This is a genomic window from Ruminococcus sp. 5_1_39BFAA (genome assembly GCF_964240875.1).
Taxonomy (GTDB): Bacteria; Bacillota; Clostridia; order Lachnospirales; family Lachnospiraceae; genus Blautia_A.
The window spans coordinates 1-19155 of the sequence record NZ_CAXSVO010000046.1 but is presented as its reverse complement, the minus strand read 5'-3'; the positions used below and the strand labels follow the sequence as shown (position 1 = coordinate 19155).

21 protein-coding genes are annotated in these 19155 nt (G+C 45.8%); 1 reads left to right on the top strand and 20 read right to left on the bottom strand.

What is annotated here, in order from left to right; genetic code table 11:
- Positions 1 to 48 precede the first annotated feature (48 nt).
- The 10 genes from ACESZH_RS22675 to ACESZH_RS22630 all read right to left on the bottom strand — a co-directional run bounded on the left by ACESZH_RS22675 (position 49) and on the right by ACESZH_RS22630 (position 8454).
- Positions 49 to 624 carry an ABC transporter transmembrane domain-containing protein gene (locus ACESZH_RS22675; protein ID WP_373219253.1) on the bottom strand — a complete coding sequence of 192 codons (576 nt, stop codon included), beginning with the start codon at positions 622 to 624 and terminating at the stop codon, positions 49 to 51.
- Between the two features lie 92 nt (positions 625 to 716).
- A complete protein-coding gene (locus tag ACESZH_RS22670; RefSeq protein WP_373219251.1) occupies positions 717 to 1142 on the bottom strand; it encodes a MarR family winged helix-turn-helix transcriptional regulator in 426 nt (141 codons plus the stop codon).
- Between the two features lie 256 nt (positions 1143 to 1398).
- A complete protein-coding gene (locus ACESZH_RS22665; RefSeq protein ID WP_373219249.1) occupies positions 1399 to 1776 on the bottom strand; it encodes a DUF6050 family protein in 378 nt (125 codons plus the stop codon).
- A 107-nt stretch (positions 1777 to 1883) separates the two neighbouring features.
- Positions 1884 to 2444, bottom strand: a complete 561-nt coding sequence (locus tag ACESZH_RS22660; protein ID WP_373219247.1) for an ABC transporter ATP-binding protein — start codon at positions 2442 to 2444, stop codon at positions 1884 to 1886.
- 100 nt (positions 2445 to 2544) lie between these two features.
- On the bottom strand, positions 2545 to 3774 hold the full coding sequence (locus tag ACESZH_RS22655) for a sensor histidine kinase (protein ID WP_373219245.1): 1230 nt from the start codon (positions 3772 to 3774) through the stop codon (positions 2545 to 2547).
- Positions 3771 to 4445: a response regulator transcription factor gene (locus tag ACESZH_RS22650; protein ID WP_373219243.1), complete on the bottom strand. Its 675-nt coding sequence runs from the start codon at positions 4443 to 4445 to the stop codon at positions 3771 to 3773. The genes ACESZH_RS22655 and ACESZH_RS22650 overlap by 4 nt, the downstream gene beginning before the upstream one ends.
- A 198-nt stretch (positions 4446 to 4643) precedes the next feature.
- Positions 4644 to 5006 (bottom strand): ArsR/SmtB family transcription factor, encoded by a 363-nt coding sequence (locus ACESZH_RS22645; RefSeq protein WP_373219242.1) that lies wholly within the window; start codon positions 5004 to 5006, stop codon positions 4644 to 4646.
- Positions 5007 to 5039: 33 nt separating this feature from the next.
- Positions 5040 to 6908 (bottom strand): heavy metal translocating P-type ATPase, encoded by a 1869-nt coding sequence (locus tag ACESZH_RS22640; RefSeq protein WP_373219240.1) that lies wholly within the window; start codon positions 6906 to 6908, stop codon positions 5040 to 5042.
- Between the two features lie 18 nt (positions 6909 to 6926).
- Positions 6927 to 7145 (bottom strand): cation transporter, encoded by a 219-nt coding sequence (locus ACESZH_RS22635; RefSeq protein WP_373219239.1) that lies wholly within the window; start codon positions 7143 to 7145, stop codon positions 6927 to 6929.
- A gap of 301 nt (positions 7146 to 7446) precedes the next feature.
- Positions 7447 to 8454, bottom strand: a complete 1008-nt coding sequence (locus tag ACESZH_RS22630) for a PD-(D/E)XK nuclease family transposase (protein WP_373219238.1) — start codon at positions 8452 to 8454, stop codon at positions 7447 to 7449.
- A 337-nt stretch (positions 8455 to 8791) separates the two neighbouring features.
- Between ACESZH_RS22630 and ACESZH_RS22625 the strand changes: the two genes are divergently transcribed.
- Positions 8792 to 9268 (top strand): COG2426 family protein, encoded by a 477-nt coding sequence (locus ACESZH_RS22625; RefSeq protein WP_373219236.1) that lies wholly within the window; start codon positions 8792 to 8794, stop codon positions 9266 to 9268.
- Positions 9269 to 9614: 346 nt separating this feature from the next.
- Here the strand turns inward: ACESZH_RS22625 and ACESZH_RS22620 are convergent, their stop codons facing one another.
- From ACESZH_RS22620 to ACESZH_RS22575, 10 genes are read right to left on the bottom strand one after another with little or no spacing between them, the layout of a single operon-like run.
- Positions 9615 to 11699, bottom strand: coding sequence for a complex I subunit 5 family protein (locus ACESZH_RS22620; RefSeq protein WP_373219234.1), 2085 nt, complete (start codon positions 11697 to 11699; stop codon positions 9615 to 9617).
- A 15-nt stretch (positions 11700 to 11714) separates the two neighbouring features.
- Positions 11715 to 13190 (bottom strand): complex I subunit 5 family protein, encoded by a 1476-nt coding sequence (locus ACESZH_RS22615; protein ID WP_373219232.1) that lies wholly within the window; start codon positions 13188 to 13190, stop codon positions 11715 to 11717.
- A 13-nt stretch (positions 13191 to 13203) separates the two neighbouring features.
- Positions 13204 to 14757 carry a complex I subunit 5 family protein gene (locus tag ACESZH_RS22610; protein WP_373219230.1) on the bottom strand — a complete coding sequence of 518 codons (1554 nt, stop codon included), beginning with the start codon at positions 14755 to 14757 and terminating at the stop codon, positions 13204 to 13206.
- Between the two features lie 12 nt (positions 14758 to 14769).
- Entirely contained in the window at positions 14770 to 16278 is a 1509-nt protein-coding gene (locus tag ACESZH_RS22605; RefSeq protein ID WP_373219228.1) for a complex I subunit 5 family protein, read from the bottom strand.
- Positions 16278 to 16655 (bottom strand): sodium:proton antiporter, encoded by a 378-nt coding sequence (locus ACESZH_RS22600; RefSeq protein ID WP_373219226.1) that lies wholly within the window; start codon positions 16653 to 16655, stop codon positions 16278 to 16280. The genes ACESZH_RS22605 and ACESZH_RS22600 overlap by 1 nt, the downstream gene beginning before the upstream one ends.
- A 2-nt stretch (positions 16656 to 16657) precedes the next feature.
- The gene (gene mbhE / locus ACESZH_RS22595) at positions 16658 to 17629 is read right to left on the bottom strand and encodes a hydrogen gas-evolving membrane-bound hydrogenase subunit E (RefSeq protein WP_373219224.1); all 972 of its coding nucleotides are present in this window, start codon (positions 17627 to 17629) and stop codon (positions 16658 to 16660) included.
- Positions 17610 to 17894, bottom strand: a complete 285-nt coding sequence (locus tag ACESZH_RS22590) for a hydrogenase subunit MbhD domain-containing protein (RefSeq protein ID WP_373219223.1) — start codon at positions 17892 to 17894, stop codon at positions 17610 to 17612. Before ACESZH_RS22590 ends, mbhE begins: the two co-directional genes overlap by 20 nt.
- 2 nt (positions 17895 to 17896) lie before the next feature.
- A complete protein-coding gene (locus ACESZH_RS22585) occupies positions 17897 to 18241 on the bottom strand; it encodes a monovalent cation/H(+) antiporter subunit G (RefSeq protein WP_373219222.1) in 345 nt (114 codons plus the stop codon).
- Positions 18228 to 18560: a monovalent cation/H+ antiporter complex subunit F gene (locus tag ACESZH_RS22580; RefSeq protein ID WP_373219221.1), complete on the bottom strand. Its 333-nt coding sequence runs from the start codon at positions 18558 to 18560 to the stop codon at positions 18228 to 18230. Before ACESZH_RS22580 ends, ACESZH_RS22585 begins: the two co-directional genes overlap by 14 nt.
- A gap of 19 nt (positions 18561 to 18579) precedes the next feature.
- The gene (locus tag ACESZH_RS22575; RefSeq protein ID WP_373219220.1) at positions 18580 to 19038 is read right to left on the bottom strand and encodes a Na+/H+ antiporter subunit E; all 459 of its coding nucleotides are present in this window, start codon (positions 19036 to 19038) and stop codon (positions 18580 to 18582) included.
- Positions 19039 to 19155: the final 117 nt, after the last annotated feature.

The window sequence follows — 19155 nt, the reverse complement described above, 5'->3', positions numbered from 1 at the left end:
AAAAAATGGGGGGATTTTTGAAATGAGCAAAGAAAAAAGCCCTGAAAATCAAGGTTTAAAACTCCGAGAAAATATATTAAATAACGGGGTGGTTCTGCTCATAATAAAAATCAGGGCACAACTGAGAAAAACCAGGGCAACAAGGAACACCATACTAAGCTGTACGTTAATAATAAAGCACATGATCATGCTGCATATCAGCATCAGCGGTGCCCGGACTGCAATCCTCAGAATCATCTGATAGGCATTTTGCAAGTTTGTAACATCGGTAGTCATTCTTGTAACCAATCCGGCAGTGCTGAATTTGTCGATATTGGAAAAGGAGAACGTCTGAATGTTCTCATACATACTGTCCCGCAGGTTGCAGGCAAAGCCGGTTGAAGCAGAAGCTCCAAAGCGTCCTGCCTGAATTCCAAAGAACAGGCTTAGAAACGCCAGCAAAAGCATTACAGTTCCATACAGGCACACCTTCTGCATATCTCCTGCTTCAATTCCTTTGTCAATAATAGATGCTGTGACAAAGGGAATCAAAATTTCCATCAGCACCTCAAGCGCTGTGAAAACAGGGGTCAGGATAGAATCCCGTTTATATTCCCCAATTTGTCTGAATAGTGTTTTTATCATAAATGAATCTCCTTTCTTTCGTTCGCTAGCTGTTAATAGTATGCGATCGATTTGTTCTAAAAGAAAATCTGCGCATCGGCAGATTTTCTTTTTTATTTCAATGCATCCCACACCTTTTGCAGGAGGAGCAGTAAGATATCTCTCTCTGCGTCGGTCAACTCCGACACCATCAGTTCCTCTTCCCGCTTTCGTTCTGCTTCCGCTGCCAGCCAGCAATCTTCTCCTGCCTGGGTAATGCTGACAAGCTTAATACGCTTATCATTAGGATCGCCAAAGCTTTCCACAAACCCCTTTTGTTCCAAACGGACAACAATACCAGCAGCCGTAGATTGGGCAACATGTAAAGAATGTTCCAACTCTTTTAACGACAGCTTTTTTTCAAACGATTTCATCAATATATTCAGGGCATTCATCTGTACAACGGTCATATCATAAGAGCGCATCGCATTATTAGCCCGTCTGGAAACTTCATCATTAATTTGTTTCAACAGAAACCCCCAAGAATTTGGTTCTGACATCTCAACACCTCCTTTATGCAAATAACAATAGCATGATTTCGATTCAAAGTCAATCCCTTGCGATTGATTTTTCGTGAACAATGTGTTAAAACAGCGCATCTTTTGGTCGGCATGAAACATATCTGTTATTATAGTACCTTAATTGCACAATACGTTGACCTTTTGTAAAAAGGTACAATCGTATTTTCTATTTTGTGGTATGGTTCTTAATTTTGCGATAAGGTGGGGGAAGCCAAGGATAAAATCATGAAATTATTTATCTTAACAGATATACAAGATATTTAAACAAAACATAAACGGCACGTAATACATACCATATAACTACCACTTCACCAATCAAACAACCTAATAGTATATTTATTACCCAAACTCCGGCGGTTCCACCTATATCAAAGTTCTTAGGTAATAACCATACACACATTCTATGTATTCCGTATGGCATTCCAATAACCATCCATATTTTCCACCATTCATCCTGTCCTAAAGATGTACAAAAATTATATGCGATCCAAATCCAGATTGCCAAAAACAACATCGGCAATATTGTTTTCTTCATGACTTCTCTACTCATTATTCTTATCCTTTCTTTAACTTTCCTTTTTTGAGTATTTTTTTTTATCTTCTGATAATACACCCTTCCTCATACTACCTTATCTTTCTATATTTTAATCAGTCAATCACTGACGGGATCTCCTTTCTCAATCCATAAAATCATGTTCATTTTCGGTCAAAAAAATAGAACTAACATGGTAGAACCCTTGATTTTATTGGGTTTTTCCTTGTTAGTCCTATTATCTCACAGTCATCGGCGAGCAGGAGAACCGGACGGTAGATCAAGGACCTTGCTATGGCTGCACGCTGCTGCTGACCTCCTGATAACTGGTCAGGAAGAAAATCCAGTTTGTCAGCAATACCCAATGTATTGACTACCTGTTCAAAATACTCCTGATTTGGCTTTCTCTTATCCAGCAAAAGCGGCATGAGGATATTTTTCCGAATGGTAAGTGTGGGAATCAGGTTATAAAACTGATAGACCAGTCCCACTTTCCTGCGCCGAAAAATTGCAGACTGCGTCCTGTTCATGGTAGAAATATCCGTTCCTTCCACAATGACTTTTCCTTCTGTCGGCTGATCCACGCTGCCAAGAATATGTAAAAGCGTAGATTTTCCAGAACCAGATGCGCCTACAATGGCAACAAACTCCCCTTTGTCCACAGACAGGTCAATCCGGTCTAAAGCCGTAACCTGGTTTTCACCAGAACCATATACTTTTCTGATCCCGTCGCATTTTAGTATTTCCATCACATTCTCTCCTTCTTGTTATAGGCCGATATCCACTGCCACTCAAAAAAATGATTTGCATGATCTTACAAGCCACATTATAACAAAGGAAAGTGACATCTCAGTGACTGTACATGATTTTTCCAAAATCATGTGTCTCCGACGAGTGCGCATAGATTCTTATTTCAAAACAAGCCCCGCCTGACCACAGATTCCGGGCAGTAATATTTCCATTTTGCAATTCAAAAATAGAACGCGCCAGGGATAATCCAATCCCTATCCCATTTCCGGCGGCGCCTTTTCCCCGATAAAACCGCTCAAAAAGATATGGTATATCTTCTGCCCGAAAGCCCTCTCCATCATCCCATATCAAAATTTCCACATAAAGCGGATTACTGGAATAATCACAATGTATCGTTCCTCCATGTTTAGAATGCTCCATGCAATTTTTCACCAAATTCATAAGTGCCTCCATTGTCCACTCCATATCCCCATAGATTTCAATACACCCATTATCTGGGATATCCACAGAAATATTTTCTTTCATCAGCAAATCATTCAGATTTTCCGCTGCTAGGTTCAAAGCAGTATAGATATCCACCTGTGAAAATTCTAAATGCAAAGTACCTGCATCAATCTTAGAGAGTGTCAACAGCGACTCCTCTAATCTGTTTAACCGTTCCAACTGTCTTTCAATCTGCTCCCCATAAACATTCGGTGTTGTTTTCTTCATAAGCTGAAGAGAAAGAAATGCTGCAGTGATCGGTGTCTTTAGCTGGTGAGCGATATTCGCCAGATTATCTGCAAAATTTGCTTTTTCCTGTACCGCCGCCTCCCTTGTCTGGTATAGGGAAGTAACTGTCTTATACATCTCATCCTGTAGATGGGAAAATTCATCTTCCTTCATCTGTATGACTGTTCCGGCAGCCCCAACATTTACCTGCTCCAGATACCTTGTCAATTCCGCTATTCGCATTCGGTTACGTCTATTCAGATACCAAATGGCAAATAGAACTCCACAGATCACCAAAAGTATTAAAACTACAGAAGGAATTAAAAAGTTCCACGGAACATCTTCGAAGAATTCATGATTTCGATATCCGTACTGCTCCAGAAATCGGCTTTCTTTCACTTCCTGATCTGCCAGTGTGTGATATTTCTTCAAAGCAGAAAGCACCTGCCCCTCTGCTTCCGGATGCCCCTCTATGATGATTTCACAAAATTTTGAAACACGCTCAAAGGCAGCCTGCCGGTATTCATACTGCCAGAAAACCGATACGCCAATGATACTGATCACACACACCAGCACTGGCAGCAAAACCATTAACCTCTGTTTCCTTATCTCTGTCATATGCTCTCCTCCAGTCGATACCCAAAACTGCGTATGGTTTTCAGGCAGGTCGGATTGTGTAATTTTTCCCGCATCCGTTTCATGGTAACGGTCAATGTGTTGTCATTCACATAATTTCCATTGCTGTCCCATATCTGTTCCAATAACTGCTTTCTGGTAACTGTTTTCCCTTTATTCTCCATCAGCAGAAGGAGCAGTTGATATTCCGGCTTGCTTAACATAATTTCCTCCTGACCGCAGAAAACCGACATTTTTTCCGTGTCCAATAAAAGATGATCGCAGAAAAGCCGAGTTTCCTTTGTCTGCCCGCTTCGGCGCAGCAATGCAAGAATACGGGAATGCAGCACCTCCAGTTCAAAAGGCTTTACCACATAATCGTCTGCGCCATCCTGAAACCCCTGAACAATATCTGCAGTTTCTCCCCGAACCGTTAAATAAAGAATCGGAAGCTGATTTCCCCATAAACGGCGAACCCATTTACACAATTCGTCTCCATTTCCGTCCGGCATATTCCGATCCACCAAAAGGAGTGCCGGACGCTTTCTCAAAAGCGCTTGTTTCGCATCAACGATACTATAAAATACAGATACTGCCATCTGTCTAAATTCCAGATATGTCTTCACGTTCTCCGCGATATCTAAATCATCCTCAGCATAATATATCTCAAGCATTCATTTCCTCCTTGATGGCATTTATTCCATTTCGTTTCATTTACACAGGCAATCGCCTGGTCTTTTTATTTTACATCTAAAAGCATGTTATCTCAACTCCGGATCCGCATTTCGTTTTACAACGTAAAAAGGCTGTGCAGTTTTGATGGCTGCACAGCCTTTTACTGGTTTTGCAAGTTAATCTCGTACTGAAATGTATCACTCTTCTTCTATATGTTCGCGCCCCTGGGCAATGATGGTACGCACATGATCGTCTGCCAGGGAGTAGAAGATCGATTTTCCTTCCCTGCGGTTTTTAACGAGCTTGCTTTGCTTTAGGATGCGGAGTTGGTGGGAAATGGCGGATTGCGTCATGTTCAGGGCTTTTGCAAGGTCGCATACACATACCTCTGTTTCAAAAAGCACAAACAGAATCCGGATTCTTGTAGAGTCCCCAAAAACCTTGAAAAGCTCCGCCAGATCGTACAGCTCTGTTTCCTCCGGCATTGTTTTATTTACAATTTCCAGAAGATTCTCATGCACCTCAAAGGAATCGCATACCTCAATACCTTGTTCTGCCATTCTTTCACCAATTACCTTTCTTTTTAATTAATTTTACAGGTTTTTCACAAACAGAGTCCGAATGGCGTTCAGCACTGCGATCACCATAACTCCTACGTCCGCAAAGATCGCCATCCACATGTTTGCAATTCCCAGCGCTCCCAGAGCCAGACAGATTACCTTGATCCCAATCGCAAAGTAAATGTTTTCGTAGACGATGCGGAGACATTTTCTGGAAATTTTAATGGCTTTTGAGATTTTCAGCGGGTCGTCATCCATAAGCACAATGTCTGCTGCCTCAATGGCTGCATCGGAACCAAGTGCTCCCATAGCAATTCCGATATCAGCTCTGGAGAGTACAGGCGCATCGTTGATGCCGTCTCCCACAAAGGCAAGTTTCTCTTTTTCGGTTTTCCCGGAAAGAAGCGCCTCCACCTTAGCTACCTTGTCGGCAGGCAAAAGCTCGCTGTAGACCTCGTCGATCCCAAGCTCTGCCGCCACCTGCTCTGCCACATTTTTGGCATCGCCGGTAAGCATAACGATTTTGTTTACTCCGGCTTTTTTCAGCTCCTGTATAGCTTCCTTTGCATGAGGCTTAATAATATCGGAGATCAGGATATGTCCGGCATATTCTCCGTCAATGGCGATGTGTACCACGGTTCCTACCTGGTGGCAATCATGGTATTCTACACCAAGACGCTTCATCAGCTTGGCATTTCCGGCTGCTACGGAAATACCGTCCACCTTTGCCGTTACGCCGTTTCCGCCGATTTCCTCAATGTCTGTGACACGGCTTCTGTCGATAGGCTTTCCATATGCCTTCTGCAGGCTCTTGCTGATGGGGTGCGAAGAGGAACACTCTGCATAGGCAGCATATTCCAGAAGCTTTTCCTGCTCCATCTTGCTGTGATGGATTCCGCTTACCTCGAATACGCCCTTTGTCATAGTTCCGGTTTTATCAAAAACTACATATTTTGTCTGGGAAAGGGTTTCCAGATAGTTGGATCCTTTTACCAGTACACCTTGATTGCTGGCTCCGCCGATTCCGGCAAAGAAGCCTAATGGAATGCTGATTACCAAAGCGCAGGGGCAACTGATTACCAAAAACGTAAGTGCTCTGTAGATCCAGTCTCCCCATTCCGGAGAAAGCCCCATTGCCAGCATCCGTACAAGGGGCGGCAAAACAGCCAGGGCAACCGCGCCGTAACATACGGCTGGAGTATAGTATTTAGCAAATTTTGAGATAAAGTTTTCGGATCTCGATTTTTTGGAGCTGGAATTTTCAACCAGATCCAGGATCTTGGAGACTGTGGATTCTCCGAATTCCTTTGTAGTACGGATTTTCAGCACGCCTGTCATGTTGATACAGCCGCTGATCACCTCATCTCCTGCTGCAGCATCCCTTGGCAGGCTTTCACCAGTGAGCGCGCTGGTATTTAAGGTGGAGCTCCCCTCTGTGATGATACCGTCAATGGGAATTTTTTCTCCGGGCTGCACGACAATGATACTTCCGATTTCCACTTCATCCGGATCCACCTGGGTCAGCTCTCCATCCTGCTCGATGTTTGCGTAATCAGGCCGGATATCCATCAGCTCACTGATATTTCTCCGACTCTTTCCTACGGCGTAGCTCTGGAAAAGCTCTCCGATCTGATAAAAGAGCATAACGGCTGTGCCTTCTGTGTAGTCTCCCAGTATAATCGCACCTACAGTGGCAATTGCCATAAGAAAGTTTTCGTCAAATACCTGTTTGTTTAAAATTCCCTTAAATGCTTTTTTCAGGATATCGTAGCCTATGACAAGATATGGTATCATAAACAGTATAAATCTCAGATATCCTTCCAACGGAAGCAGCGAAAAAATCACCATTAGCGCTGCTGCTACAATAATCCGAAGTAAGACCTTTTTCTGCTTCTTATTCATTTTAGGGCCTCCATTTTATTAGAAAAAGATTTCACAGTCGTCTTCTACTTTTTTACAGTTCTTTAATACTTCCGGCATAACGAACTTAGGATCCTGGCCGTCTTCAAACTCTACGATCATCTTCAATGTCATAAAGTTTACAGTTGCCTTCTGTACGCCAGGAGTGTTGTTCGCTGCTTCCTCCATTTTGTTTGCGCAGTTTGCACAGTCTACCTCGATTTTGTAAGTCTTTTTCATGATGCTTCTCCTTTTTATTTTATGATTTTCGTTTTTCATATGAACAATTATTCATATATTTGTTTGTATTATATGCCTATCATGCCTCTTTGTCAAGCATATATTATGAAATTTTTATATTTCAACTAACTGGTCGTGTTTCAAAATTTAGTGATTCCGCATAGGCATTTCAACGCAACAGATATTCTTCTGTCCCGGCTGCAGAATAACAGACGGAAAACGCGCAGCACGGGAAAATCCCGTACTACGCGCTTTCTTTGAAACACTCTTTTTTTCCATTTCTGCATTCTGACAGATATGTTTACCGTTCTTTTTTCATATCCCTTATGGTCTGCTGAAGCTGCTCTATGATCCGTTCTTTATCCAGTATTATATTGTCCTTATCAATAAGCGTTTGCTTCTGTGAATCGATGGTATCCTGCAGTTCATCGATCATGAGCTGGACCGTATTCTTATCCATTTCCTGCAGTTCCTTTGAAAACATCCCCATCACCCTTTCTATATTCCCGCACAAGTCGTACAGGTGGCTGTACATGGCTTTGAAGTCCGGGTGGTAATGGATCAGCTCCAGAATAGTCTCCGGGTCGTCCATGCTCAGGAAGGCAAGCCATGCGTCCAGGTCGTTTGTGATACCTTTATTGTGCAGATTTTTGCGGAAAATGTCAAGGGGGATAAACACAAAATTCTGGAGCAGCTCCAGCTTCAGTCCGGTGTCGGTCTGCTGGCTGGAATTATGCAGGTAGATATTGGGAAAAGCGTGAAATTCCTTCGGGCTTTTTTCAAAAAAGACAATGGTGTAGACTGGCTTTACATCCTTATAAGAAAAGCGTTTTCGGTTTTCTTTTTTCTTCTGACGTGCGGCTTTGTACTGGCGGAGCAGCAGGTCGGCGGAATAGCAGGCGCTGCGCTGGCCTGGAAAGAGATAGCCGATCTTCTGAACCTCCACATCAACGATGCTGCCGTCCTCCAGCTTCACCACGATGTCCATAATGACCAGAGACGTTTCATCCCCCAGGCGGGTATTGTCAACGGGCAGGACCTGGAGGATCTTCACTTCTTTTTTCAAAATCAGTGATAGGAGACGATCCATCCGCTCCGGCACGGCTTCCGGGTTCATGATCTCCTTGAAAAAGGAGTCGTAGAGGAGCTTTATGCCCTTGGCTCCTGTGACGAAACTGAGGAAATACTCCTGCTGCTGACCGGACCATTCCTGAAAGTTTTTCATGAGCCGGGGATTGTTCCGGATCTCTTCCATCACCTCCCGACGGTTTTTGATTGTTGGAAATACCTGTTGTAGTTTGTTCTGCATACGAATCCTCCTGTTTAAACGTTTTGGTGCGATCTCTGCTCCGGATCGGGGCGTGAAAGAATGAGATGTGAAAAGAGAAGGAGAAACGAAACGCTCTCCTACAGATTTTTGTAAAGCTATCGTAACACAGTACAACGAAAAGGTAAAGAAAAATCGTTCGACAAATTTCTGGATATATCTTATGAAATTTTTATATTTTACCTCTGTTCTTCTTATAGGGTTTCCTGTATAATGAATGTTGCGTTCGGTTTGAACATATAATTGGTTCAGGATTCATAAGATACATATCTTTAGAAGTGCTGCTACCAGTATCATAATCTTATTAAGGAGAATTTCTATGAAAAGCTATTTGATCGTATTTCTTGTTTCTATGGTTCCCTTGATCGAGCTGAGAGGGGCGATTCCTTATGCCATTGGATTTGGGTTGCCGCTTGTGCCGTCTTATATTATTGCTATTTTGGGGAACATGATTCCGGTGCCTATTATTTTTCTTTTTGCACGGAAGGTTTTGGTGTGGGGAAAGGATAAGCCGCTTATCGGGAAGTTTTTTACGTTTTGCCTGGAAAAGGGCGAGAAGGGTGGAAAGAAGCTTCAGGCGAAGGCGGGGCGCGGGTTGTTTGTGGCGCTGATGCTGTTTGTGGGGATTCCGCTTCCGGGGACAGGGGCCTGGACGGGGACTTTGGCGGCGAGTCTTTTGGATATGGATTTTAAGTCCAGTGTTTTGGCGGTTATGCTGGGGGTTGTGTTGGCTAGTATTATTATGGGGGCTGCTAGTGCTGGATTGTTTGGGGCTTTGGGGGCTGTTTTTAGTTGATGTAGAGAAGGAGTAAAAGGGACGGAGCCGGGGCAGCGGGGTTCGCCAGGGGCTGTTGATTTTCTGCTTCTGCTGCGCCGCCTATTGAAAGCCGCCTGCGCAAACTTGCACATAAATGTGCTCAGACAGTGCGCAGGCGGCTTTCGCTATGCTCGCAGAAGCTGCGAAAATCTGCCAATGCCCCTGGCAAACCCCGCTGCCCCGGCTCCTGTGTTTTCCTGTGGTACTGTTAAAATTTCTGTAGTGCTATATTAATAAAAAGGCTAAATCTTTTCTATTTTCATAAGCAGCCGATCTTCCTAATGAACAAATCGGCTGCTTTTCTCTATTTTCCGTTACAAATCTTTTACCATAAGATCAAATAGAACAGGGTCAGTGTGAAGCCTACGCAGAGGAGCAGCAAGGCGAAGGACATACTTCTTTCGATCACGATATTGCTCTGTTTGCGTTCGGCGTTTCGCATGGCAAGGTAGTGGACGTAGTCGCGTTCTACCGGGTGTTTTCGGTTCCAGGTGGCGTTGCCGAGGTCGCGGATCCAGTTCAGGACGCGTCCAAGGAAGACGGTTACGGCGTTGCCTTCGGGCAGCTCATAGGGAAGAGGGCTGTCGCGGTAGATGCTCTTTCGCAGGACTACTACCACTGTGTCTACCAGGCTGTCCAGTATTCGGAAAACCAAACGGCACACGAAGGTTAGAAGTCTAAGGAGCACCGGGCGGTAGATCAGATTTTCCACATCCCACCAGGAGGGCCAGCAGTTCACATATCTTGTCTGGCCTTTTTCTGTCTTTTCCATGAGAAACTTTCGGATCACAAAGATGTATACGATGGCTCCGATTGCTATGGAGATGACTGCGCCGGAGAGATTTTTCAGGCTGAAATAGGAAACGCGCTCGCCAAATTCAGGGAGGCGCATCAGGCTTTGTCCAAGCGCTGCTGCCTTGTCCATAATGCTGTGAGGGAAGAGGCCCCATATCAGGAGTACCAGGGCGCTTCCGGCGAGGGCGAAGGTGCTCTGTCTGTTCATGTAGTTTTTCTGACGGTCGTACTGTCTCTGTACTTCGGCGCTTTCATTTTGTTCCACAAAAATTGCAGTGAAAAGCTTTGTCATGTAGGCCACCGTAAGTCCGCCGGAAAACAGGAAAATATATTCCACTGTCTTCATGAGCCAGCCGCCTCCGTATTCTACAATGCTCTCGTGGAGCAGGGTTTTGCTTATATAGCCGCCGAACATGGGGATTCCGGCGATCGCCAGGGCTCCCACAAGGAAAATTCCTTTCAGCAGCGGTTTTTTGCGGCCATAGCCGCGGATCTTGTTCAGGTCAAGGGCGTGGGTGTTCATATAGATCACACCAGCCGCCAGGAAAAGCACCAGCTTGATCATGGAATGGTTGATCATATGGAGCAAAGTTCCGTGCACGGCCAGGGCATTTTCCTCGCCCAGAAGTCCCTGCATTCCGATTCCTACCATGATAAATCCAATCTGGGACATGGAGGAGCAGGCAAGAGTTCTCTTTAAGTCCACGGAGAATACTGCCAATAAGGCGCCGCCGAACATGGTAACTACACCGAGTGTAAGCAGCAAACTGCCCCACGACGTGTCATGGAGAAACAGATTTGCGCTGAGAAGCAGCATTCCATACACACCTGTCTTTGTAAGGATACCGGAAAGCAGGGCGGATGCGGGAGCCGGAGCCACCGGATGTGCCTTGGGGAGCCAGATGTGCAGCGGAAAAGCTCCCGCCTTTGCCCCAAAGCCAACAAGCATACACGCTCCTGCAGCGTCAAGGATTCCTTTTTCTTCGCAGTTCTTTGCTGCTTCGTAAAGGCTATCGATTTCCAGAGTTCCAAGCTGATGATACAACAGGAAAATGCCCATCAGCATTACAAGTCCACCAATCACAGCTACTGCCAGGTACGTCTCTGCAGCCCGCAGTGACGGTGCGTTTTCCTCCTGCGCTACCCACACGTAGGAGGTAAAGGACATAATTTCAAAAAATACAAAGGTTGTCATCAGATCCGCTGACAGGAACACGCCCATGGTAGCGCCCAGCGTCAGCAGCAAAAACAGATAAAACCTGTTTCTGTTTTCGTGATGTGTGAAATATTCTTTTGACAGAATGGTACACATCATCCACATGAACGCTGCTACACTTCCGTAGATCAGACGGAAACCATCTACCTCAAAAGATAATCCAAAGCCGCATACCTCCGGAAGGGAAAGACCTGCGACGGCACAGTCCCAAACATCTGTCTGCTGCGCTGCTATCCCTGCGCAGCGCACAAACAGCAGGACAGTCAGCAAGAATTCCAGGATCACCACACCATCTGCCAGATAATCACGGCCCGTCTCATTTTTTCTTCCCACTGCAAAGCAGCCGATTCCTGCAAGGAACGGAAGAAATACAAGAATCCCTATTATAAAAGCATACATTTCTCCATCCCCCTTCTACTTCACAAACGCCGCAAGCCCGGTCAGCGCCGATACTATCGGTTCCGGGTGCAGTCCGAAAATAAACATGGCAATCACAAAGATCACAAGCGGCAGGATCATCATCCAGTTCGGATCCTCCACATCACTGATCTTGCTGTAATCAAAGTTCTTTCCCGGGAAAAAAGCCCGCACGGAAATACTCATCATGTACATTGCAGTCAAAAGTGCGGAGATCAGAAGCGCCGCGATCCCCGCAACAGCCAAAGGATGCTCGCTCAGCACTGCCGCCTTTGCCAGGTTCCACTTGCTTACAAAGCCGCACAGTCCCGGTACGCCCATCAGTGCCATGCCGGAAATGGTGAAAATAATAAATACCTTGGGCATTTTTCTTCCAAATCCATCCAGCTCGTGTATATAATTACGCCCTGTCTTGTAGATCACAGCGCCTGCGCAGAAAAAGGAACAGATTTTCATTGTGGCATGAAAGATCATATGACACAAAGCTCCCACCAGGCCTGCTGGAGACATCAGAACCACTCCGAACAGGATATAGGAAAGATTACTCATGGTGGAATAGGCCAGGCGCCGTTTTAAATGTGTCTCCTTCAGAGCACGGCTGCAGCCATACACAATAGTAATGATCACAAATACCAGCAATACAGTCTGCGCCCAGGTTCCTCTCAGGAATTCCGTGCCAAAGCTGTAATAGGTCACACGCATCACCGCAAAGGCGCCTGCCTTTACCACCGCTACTGCATGGAGCAGAGCCGTTACAGGCGTGGGTGCCACACCTGCCTTGGGAAGCCACGCCCCAAAGGGCCACATAGCGGTTTTTACACTGAAGCCCAGGAAACACAGCACATACACCAGAAGCAGCAGGTTTGTCTTGTCCCCGATCTTTGCCATATCCAGGACTCCGCCGGGAACAAATTCCGGATTGGTTCCGTAGATGAGGATAAAGATCATGCCGATAAAGGCAAAGGCTGCACCGCCCAGGGAATAATACAGGTAAGTCCTGCTGGCAAGGATCGCTTCCCTTGTCAGGGTGTGCATGATCAAAGGCAGGGTTACCAGTGTCAGCATCTCATAAAAACAGTACATGGTCATGATGTCGTCTGACAGGGCAATTCCCAGTGTCACACCGTAGGTTATGGTATAAAACATAAAGAAATATTTCTCATGACCTTCATGCTTCATATATTCAAAAGCATACAGCGTTGCCAGCGGCCAAAGAACTGACACGATCCCGGTAAACACGGTTCCCAGGTCGTCCAGACGGAAGCTGACACTCAGATCTCCCGTAAGGCGAAACAATATAAACACCTCTTCGGGACGGTGAAACATCATATAGATTGCCAATATGGAAGTCAAAAGCACGATTCCTTCCACATAAAACTCCATCTGCGTCCGTTTTTTATAAGGAATCAGAGGAATCAGTACGCCCCCTATAACAGGGAGCAAAATTACTACAGGCATTATCATTGCATTCATTTTTCTCCCCTCCTTACATAAATGATTTCGCGATTTCGCTTACAAAGGATGTCAGCGGTCCCGGAAAAACTCCAAGCAGAACACAGAGCGCTGCCAGAATGGCCAGCGGAACCAGCATGGCTGGTGCAGGCTCCTTTATTTCACAGGCTTCCTTTGCCTGCATGGGTACTGCAGTATCCGAAGCTTCCTCACCTTTTCCCGGAAAAAAACCATTCATAGTGACAGGAAGCAGATAGCCTGCTGTTAAAAGTGCACTGACCAGCAAGATCACCGGTCCAACATATCCAAAGATCCCAACATCCGCACAGAGCGCTCCCTCCGCCAGATGCCATTTGCTGACAAATCCCGCTGTGGGCGGAATTCCGATCAGTCCCAGCGAAACAATGGTATAACACCAAAGGGTTTTCGGCATTTTCTTACCAATTCCACGAAGCTCCTCCACTCTCGTTTTGCCGTCCTGGAAAATAAAGACTCCTGCTGTCAAAAATAATGCGCACTTAATAAAGCTGTGGAACACGGTATGGAGCAAGGCTCCCGCCGCAGCCTGAGGCTGCAGGACTGAGAGACCGAATAAAATATAGGATACCTGGCTCACAGTAGAGTAAGCCAGTCTTTTTTTCAGCACAGGCTCCCCAAATGCCAATAAGGAACCCATAAATACCGTGAGAAGCGTCAGTACCATCCAGGCTGTCTGAACCCAGGTCCCCCGGATAAAATCAGCTCCCACCATGTAGAAAACAACACGGATCACTGCCAGTACACCGCCCTTTACGATCACACCGGAAAGCACGGCGGATGCAGGGGAGGGAGCCACCGGATGGGCTGCCGGGAGCCAGGCGTGAAGAGGAAACATACCTGCTTTTGCCCCAAAGCCTATCAGCATCATAAACACGGCTGCAAGCAGGATCCCCTCATGTCCCGATGCAAGCGCACCGTTCAGGGAACCGCCCGGTGTAAATGCCAGCGTATCACAGTAACGGTACAGGAAAAAGATCCCAAACAGGCCCATATATGCCCCGCACATAGAGTAAAACAGATATTTCAAGCCAGCCATGATTGCCTCTCTTGAACCATTGTGCAGAACAAGCGGCATGGAAGTCAAAGTCATCAGCTCATAAAACAGATACATGGTCACCAGATTTCCGGAAAAATCAAGTCCTGTCAAAACAGCGTAAACAAGAAGGTAAAAGCCAAAAAACCGCTTTTCTTCCCCCTCGTGCTTCATATAGACAAAGGAATAAATTCCCGCCAAGACCCATACGATGCTCACAAAGGTCACGAACAGCCTGCCCAGCCCGTCAATGTGAAAATAAACCGAAATGTCTTCCATAATGTAAAACAACGTCACACTGTGCTCGCCGCTCCACGCTGCCGCCAACGCCAGACATACCGAAACACCCAGAACTGCCATTGTAAATATATGAATCCTCCGAAGCTGTTCCGGATCATCCGGCACCTTACGGACATTTTCCTTTTCCCTCAAATGCTCCTTAAAGGAGGACACAAGCAGACCGATTCCCCCCGCTGCCGCAATCAGCACGGGAGCTAAAATCCAAATACTTTCCATTTTTTCATCCTCCTACGCAAACATTCTCAGTCCGTTCTCGATCAGTGTCACGATCGGCTCAGAAAACAATCCCAAAACAAGATTCAGCACAATAAATAAGATCATTGCCATTGCCTTTACAGGCTGCATTTTTACCGTAATTGCCGTATATTTCTTTTTCTCCAACACATTTTGGGGCACAGGCGTGTAAATGCGGATCACGGTTTTCAGGAAATAGACTGTGTTCAGCACCGTACTCACAGCCAGTGCGATCAGCGTGGGAAGCATTTTATAGGTATGCCCCACCGCCGCCTGTGCAAACAGAAGCTTAGAAATAAATCCGGAAAACAGAGGAAAGCCTACCATGGACAGCGAGCCCACCGTAAAGGCAACACCAGCCACCTTGTTCCGGTATCCTGCCCCTGTCAATTCAAAAAAGTCCGTGCTGTCGCCAGACACATCCGTAATGCCGGAGGCTGACACAAACAGAAGGGATTTTGTCGCTGCATGGGATAAAATATGAAAAATACTTGCAATCACACCCTCTGTTGTCCCAAGCCCAAAGCCCATATAAATGTAACCAATCTGTGCAACAGAAGAATAGGCGATCATACGGCGGATACTTCCCGCACGGATCGCGTCAACAGACCCCAGGATCATGCCTGCGATACCAAATACAAACAGTACATTGATTACCTTGCTGTCCCGTATGATATTAAAACCAATAACACGGTAAAAAATCTTTACAAGAAGGAAAATGTACCCCTTTGAAACCAGAGAGGACAAAATTGCTGCGGATGACACTGTGGAGTATCCGTAAGCATCCGGCAGCCAGCCATGGAAAGGATACAGTGCGCTCTTGATAGCAAGTCCCACAGACATCAGTCCCACAGACACCAGCAGAGGAATATGGTACTCTCCCGTTCTTCCCAGGATTGCTACTGCCTCCTGGATATTGCTCATGAGAAGCTGTCCTGTCAATCCATACAGGAAACAGATTCCCAGAAGCAGCATACCGGAACCTAAAAGGCTCATGATCATATACCTTGTAGCGGCAACGATCGTACGCCCATTCTGTCTGATCATGATCAGACCGCAGGCGGAAATGGTATTGATCTCCACAAATACGTATGCAGTAAAAAGGTCGTTTGTGTATATCAGCGCCAACAGAGAGCACAGAAGCAGATTTACCATAATATAGTAAAGATTCTGCTTGGAAGTCTCAATCTCCTCTTCTCTCTCCCGGATTCCTCCAAGCATGGACAAAAGCATAATGATGCAGAATGCAACCGCCATCACGCCTTCCAGAACGCCGACCCGGATCTCATTTCCCCAGGGTGCAGGAAAATGGCCCATCATATATACGTACGGCTCTCCTGTCCGGATTACAAATCCCAACACAGCGGCGGACATAAGCCCGATAATACTGATCACAGCAATGTTCAGACGCTTTGCCTTTTTTCCGTCCAGAATGGATGACAAAGGGCCTGAAAACAGCGACAGGATAATACTGATAAAAGGAAAATTCTGTACAAACTCCATCACAGACCCTCCTTTTCCAGCCGGGTTGTTATTTCATCCAGATCCAGGATGTGATACCTGCGGTACAGGCGTATGGTTAGGGACAGCATCAGCGCTGACACAGATACGGATACCACGATGCCCGTCAGCACAAGACCGCTGGGTATGGGGTTGATGTACGCCTGAACACTTTGGATGCCGTCTGTTACGATTGGTGCCTTCCTCCCTGTAATATAGCCCTTTAAGGCAAGAAACAGATACATCGCTGTGTCCATGATATTAAGGCCGATGATTTTTTTGATCAGATTTTTCTGCAAAAGCAGGTTGGAAAATCCGATTCCGAAAAGAATCATTGCCACAGCTTCTTCATAATTTGTCAAAAGATTGGAAAAATCCATGATCAATATCCTCCTTTCCGGAACATAACATAAAAGGTGTACATGGTGCCTGCTACCACGATTCCTACGCAGATATTCAGCAGAAGGATCAGGCCGCTGCTTAAGATCGCTCCCGGAGTTCCCAACGGGATCATGCTCTCAATATGGTTTGCTCCTGTGTAAAAGGAGTAGCTCTTTGCCAGCGCATAGCATGCCAGCGCGCCGAAGCTCATCCATTTATATGTCTTTGCCGTAAAGAAACGCTCTGTCTTCGCAAAGCCAAAGGCATTCAGATACAGGATCAGGCCGGCTCCGATGACAGCGCCGCCGGAAAAACCGCCGCCAGGTCCCAGATGACCGCCCAAAATAACATAAATACCAAAAATAATAATCGGCGGAACCAAAATTCTTGCCACTGTCTGGAGGATGATGTCGTTTTTCGGCTCATAAATACGGTCATTCGCCTCCATATCCTCGATACCATGTTTTCCCTTTTTCTTATCACTGCGCAAAAGGATCAAAACGGTACAGGTGGCGATAAACAGTACGTGGGACTCTCCCAATGTATCAAATGCCCTGTAATCCAAAATCATTCCCGTAACAATATTGATTGCGCCTGTTTCCTGTAGTCCGTTCTCGATATACCGCTGGGAAACCTCATTGTTTACCGGATTTTCCGCATGTCCGAATTTCGGAAGATGTGAAACCGCCGTCAGCAGCACGAACACCAGGCTGATACAGAACAGCACGCTGAATACCCTGTATATTTTATTGAAAACGCGGATCTTTGCATTATGCTCCAGATCATAAACACGTTTCATGATCTCCAGGCGCTCTGCATGTCTCTTCTCAACTACCACCTCATCTTCCCGGAATGCCTCCTGAGGCTTCATCTCAACCGTGTCAAGATAAGGGTCTTTCGTACCGTCCAGCCATTGCTTAAAACGGTAGGAACGGGTTTTCTTATAGTTTTCTTCAGGAATTTTCCTGCTCATCTTGCTTCTCCCCCTCCTCTTTCTCTGTATTCACAATGGCGTGAATCTTCTTTAACGTAACAAAAAACAGCACACTTGTAATACCTGCTCCTACTGCTGCCTCGGTAATGGCAAGATCCGGCGATTCCAAAAGCACCCAGATCACGGACACAACAAGGCTGTAGGACATATAGATTAAAATGGAATTCAAAAGCTTTTTGGACAGACTGACCGAAATGGCGCACACCACCAGAAAGCCCAGTAAAATAATGCGGAATAATTCCATAGCTACGCCTCCAAATCCTTCAAAGATATCTCCCGGTAATGCTTCTCCTCATCTTCGTTTGTCGTCACTTCCAGTCTGGCGATCAGATGAGAGGAGGTAGGTGATGAAAACCACAAAAACACGATCACAAGCAAGAGCTTTAAGGATGTAAAATTAAAGCCGCTCATAATGATCAGACCCATGAGAGAAAACCCGATTCCAAGCGTATCTCCCATTGCCGCTGCGTGCATCCTGTTCAGCACATACTTAAACCGGAACACGCCAACCATTTCGATAAAGAAAATCCCAAGACCGCAGAGCAGAAGAACAGCTCCTGCCAGAAAACGGACCCACTCAATTACTGCCATCTTTCTTCGCCTCCTCAATCTTTTTCTGCTGGTATACACCCATATAAACCTTTGTCAGCACGATTACCGCCAGAAAGCTGATCATAGCGTAGATAATACAGATATCTGCCAGATATCCTTCCTCCAGCATCAGCGCCAGGATACCGATAATGACCATGATCATGGTTCCCATCATGTTGATGGCAACGATCCTGTCCGCGATCCTCGGACCGATAATGGCCCGGACAAGGCACAATACCACCATGACTGCCAGAAAGATCAGCGCTGCCACAAACAGAATGTGGTATGCCTGTTCCAGACCGGTTATTCCTTTTCCCATTTTCGTCTTCCCCCTTTTGTCACTTTTCCATGTCTTCCAGTAATTCTACAAACACGGAATGGTCCATTCCCACCGCCATGCTTTCATCCAGACAATGTACCACATATCTGGAATCTTCCAGGGTAACGGTAATGGTACCAGGTGTCAGAGTAATAGCATTCGCCAGAAAGGCTTTTCCCGTGGTAGTCTTCATATCAGCATCAAAATTCACCAGAACAGGTTCTATCTCTTCTTTTTCCGACATGATCAGGTTGATCACTGCAAAATTCGCCTTCACGATTTCAATGACCAGTACGCAGATATACCGGAGCATTTTGAATACACGCCGAAGCGCCATCTTTTCTTTTGTAATGCTGTAATCCATAAATTTACAGGTAAATGCAAAGACTGCTCCGGCGATCACAAGCCCGAAAAGGCATATTTCCAGCGTAAAGCTTCCATTAAAAATTACCCACAGGATAAAATACAAGAAATACATAAATTCATCCCCCATTTTCATGAACTCAATATACCGATTTATTTTAACTCATTCTTTTTAAAACGTCCAGTAAGACATTATGAAATTTAGGGTTTTTTCGACACCATTTTCAGGCTT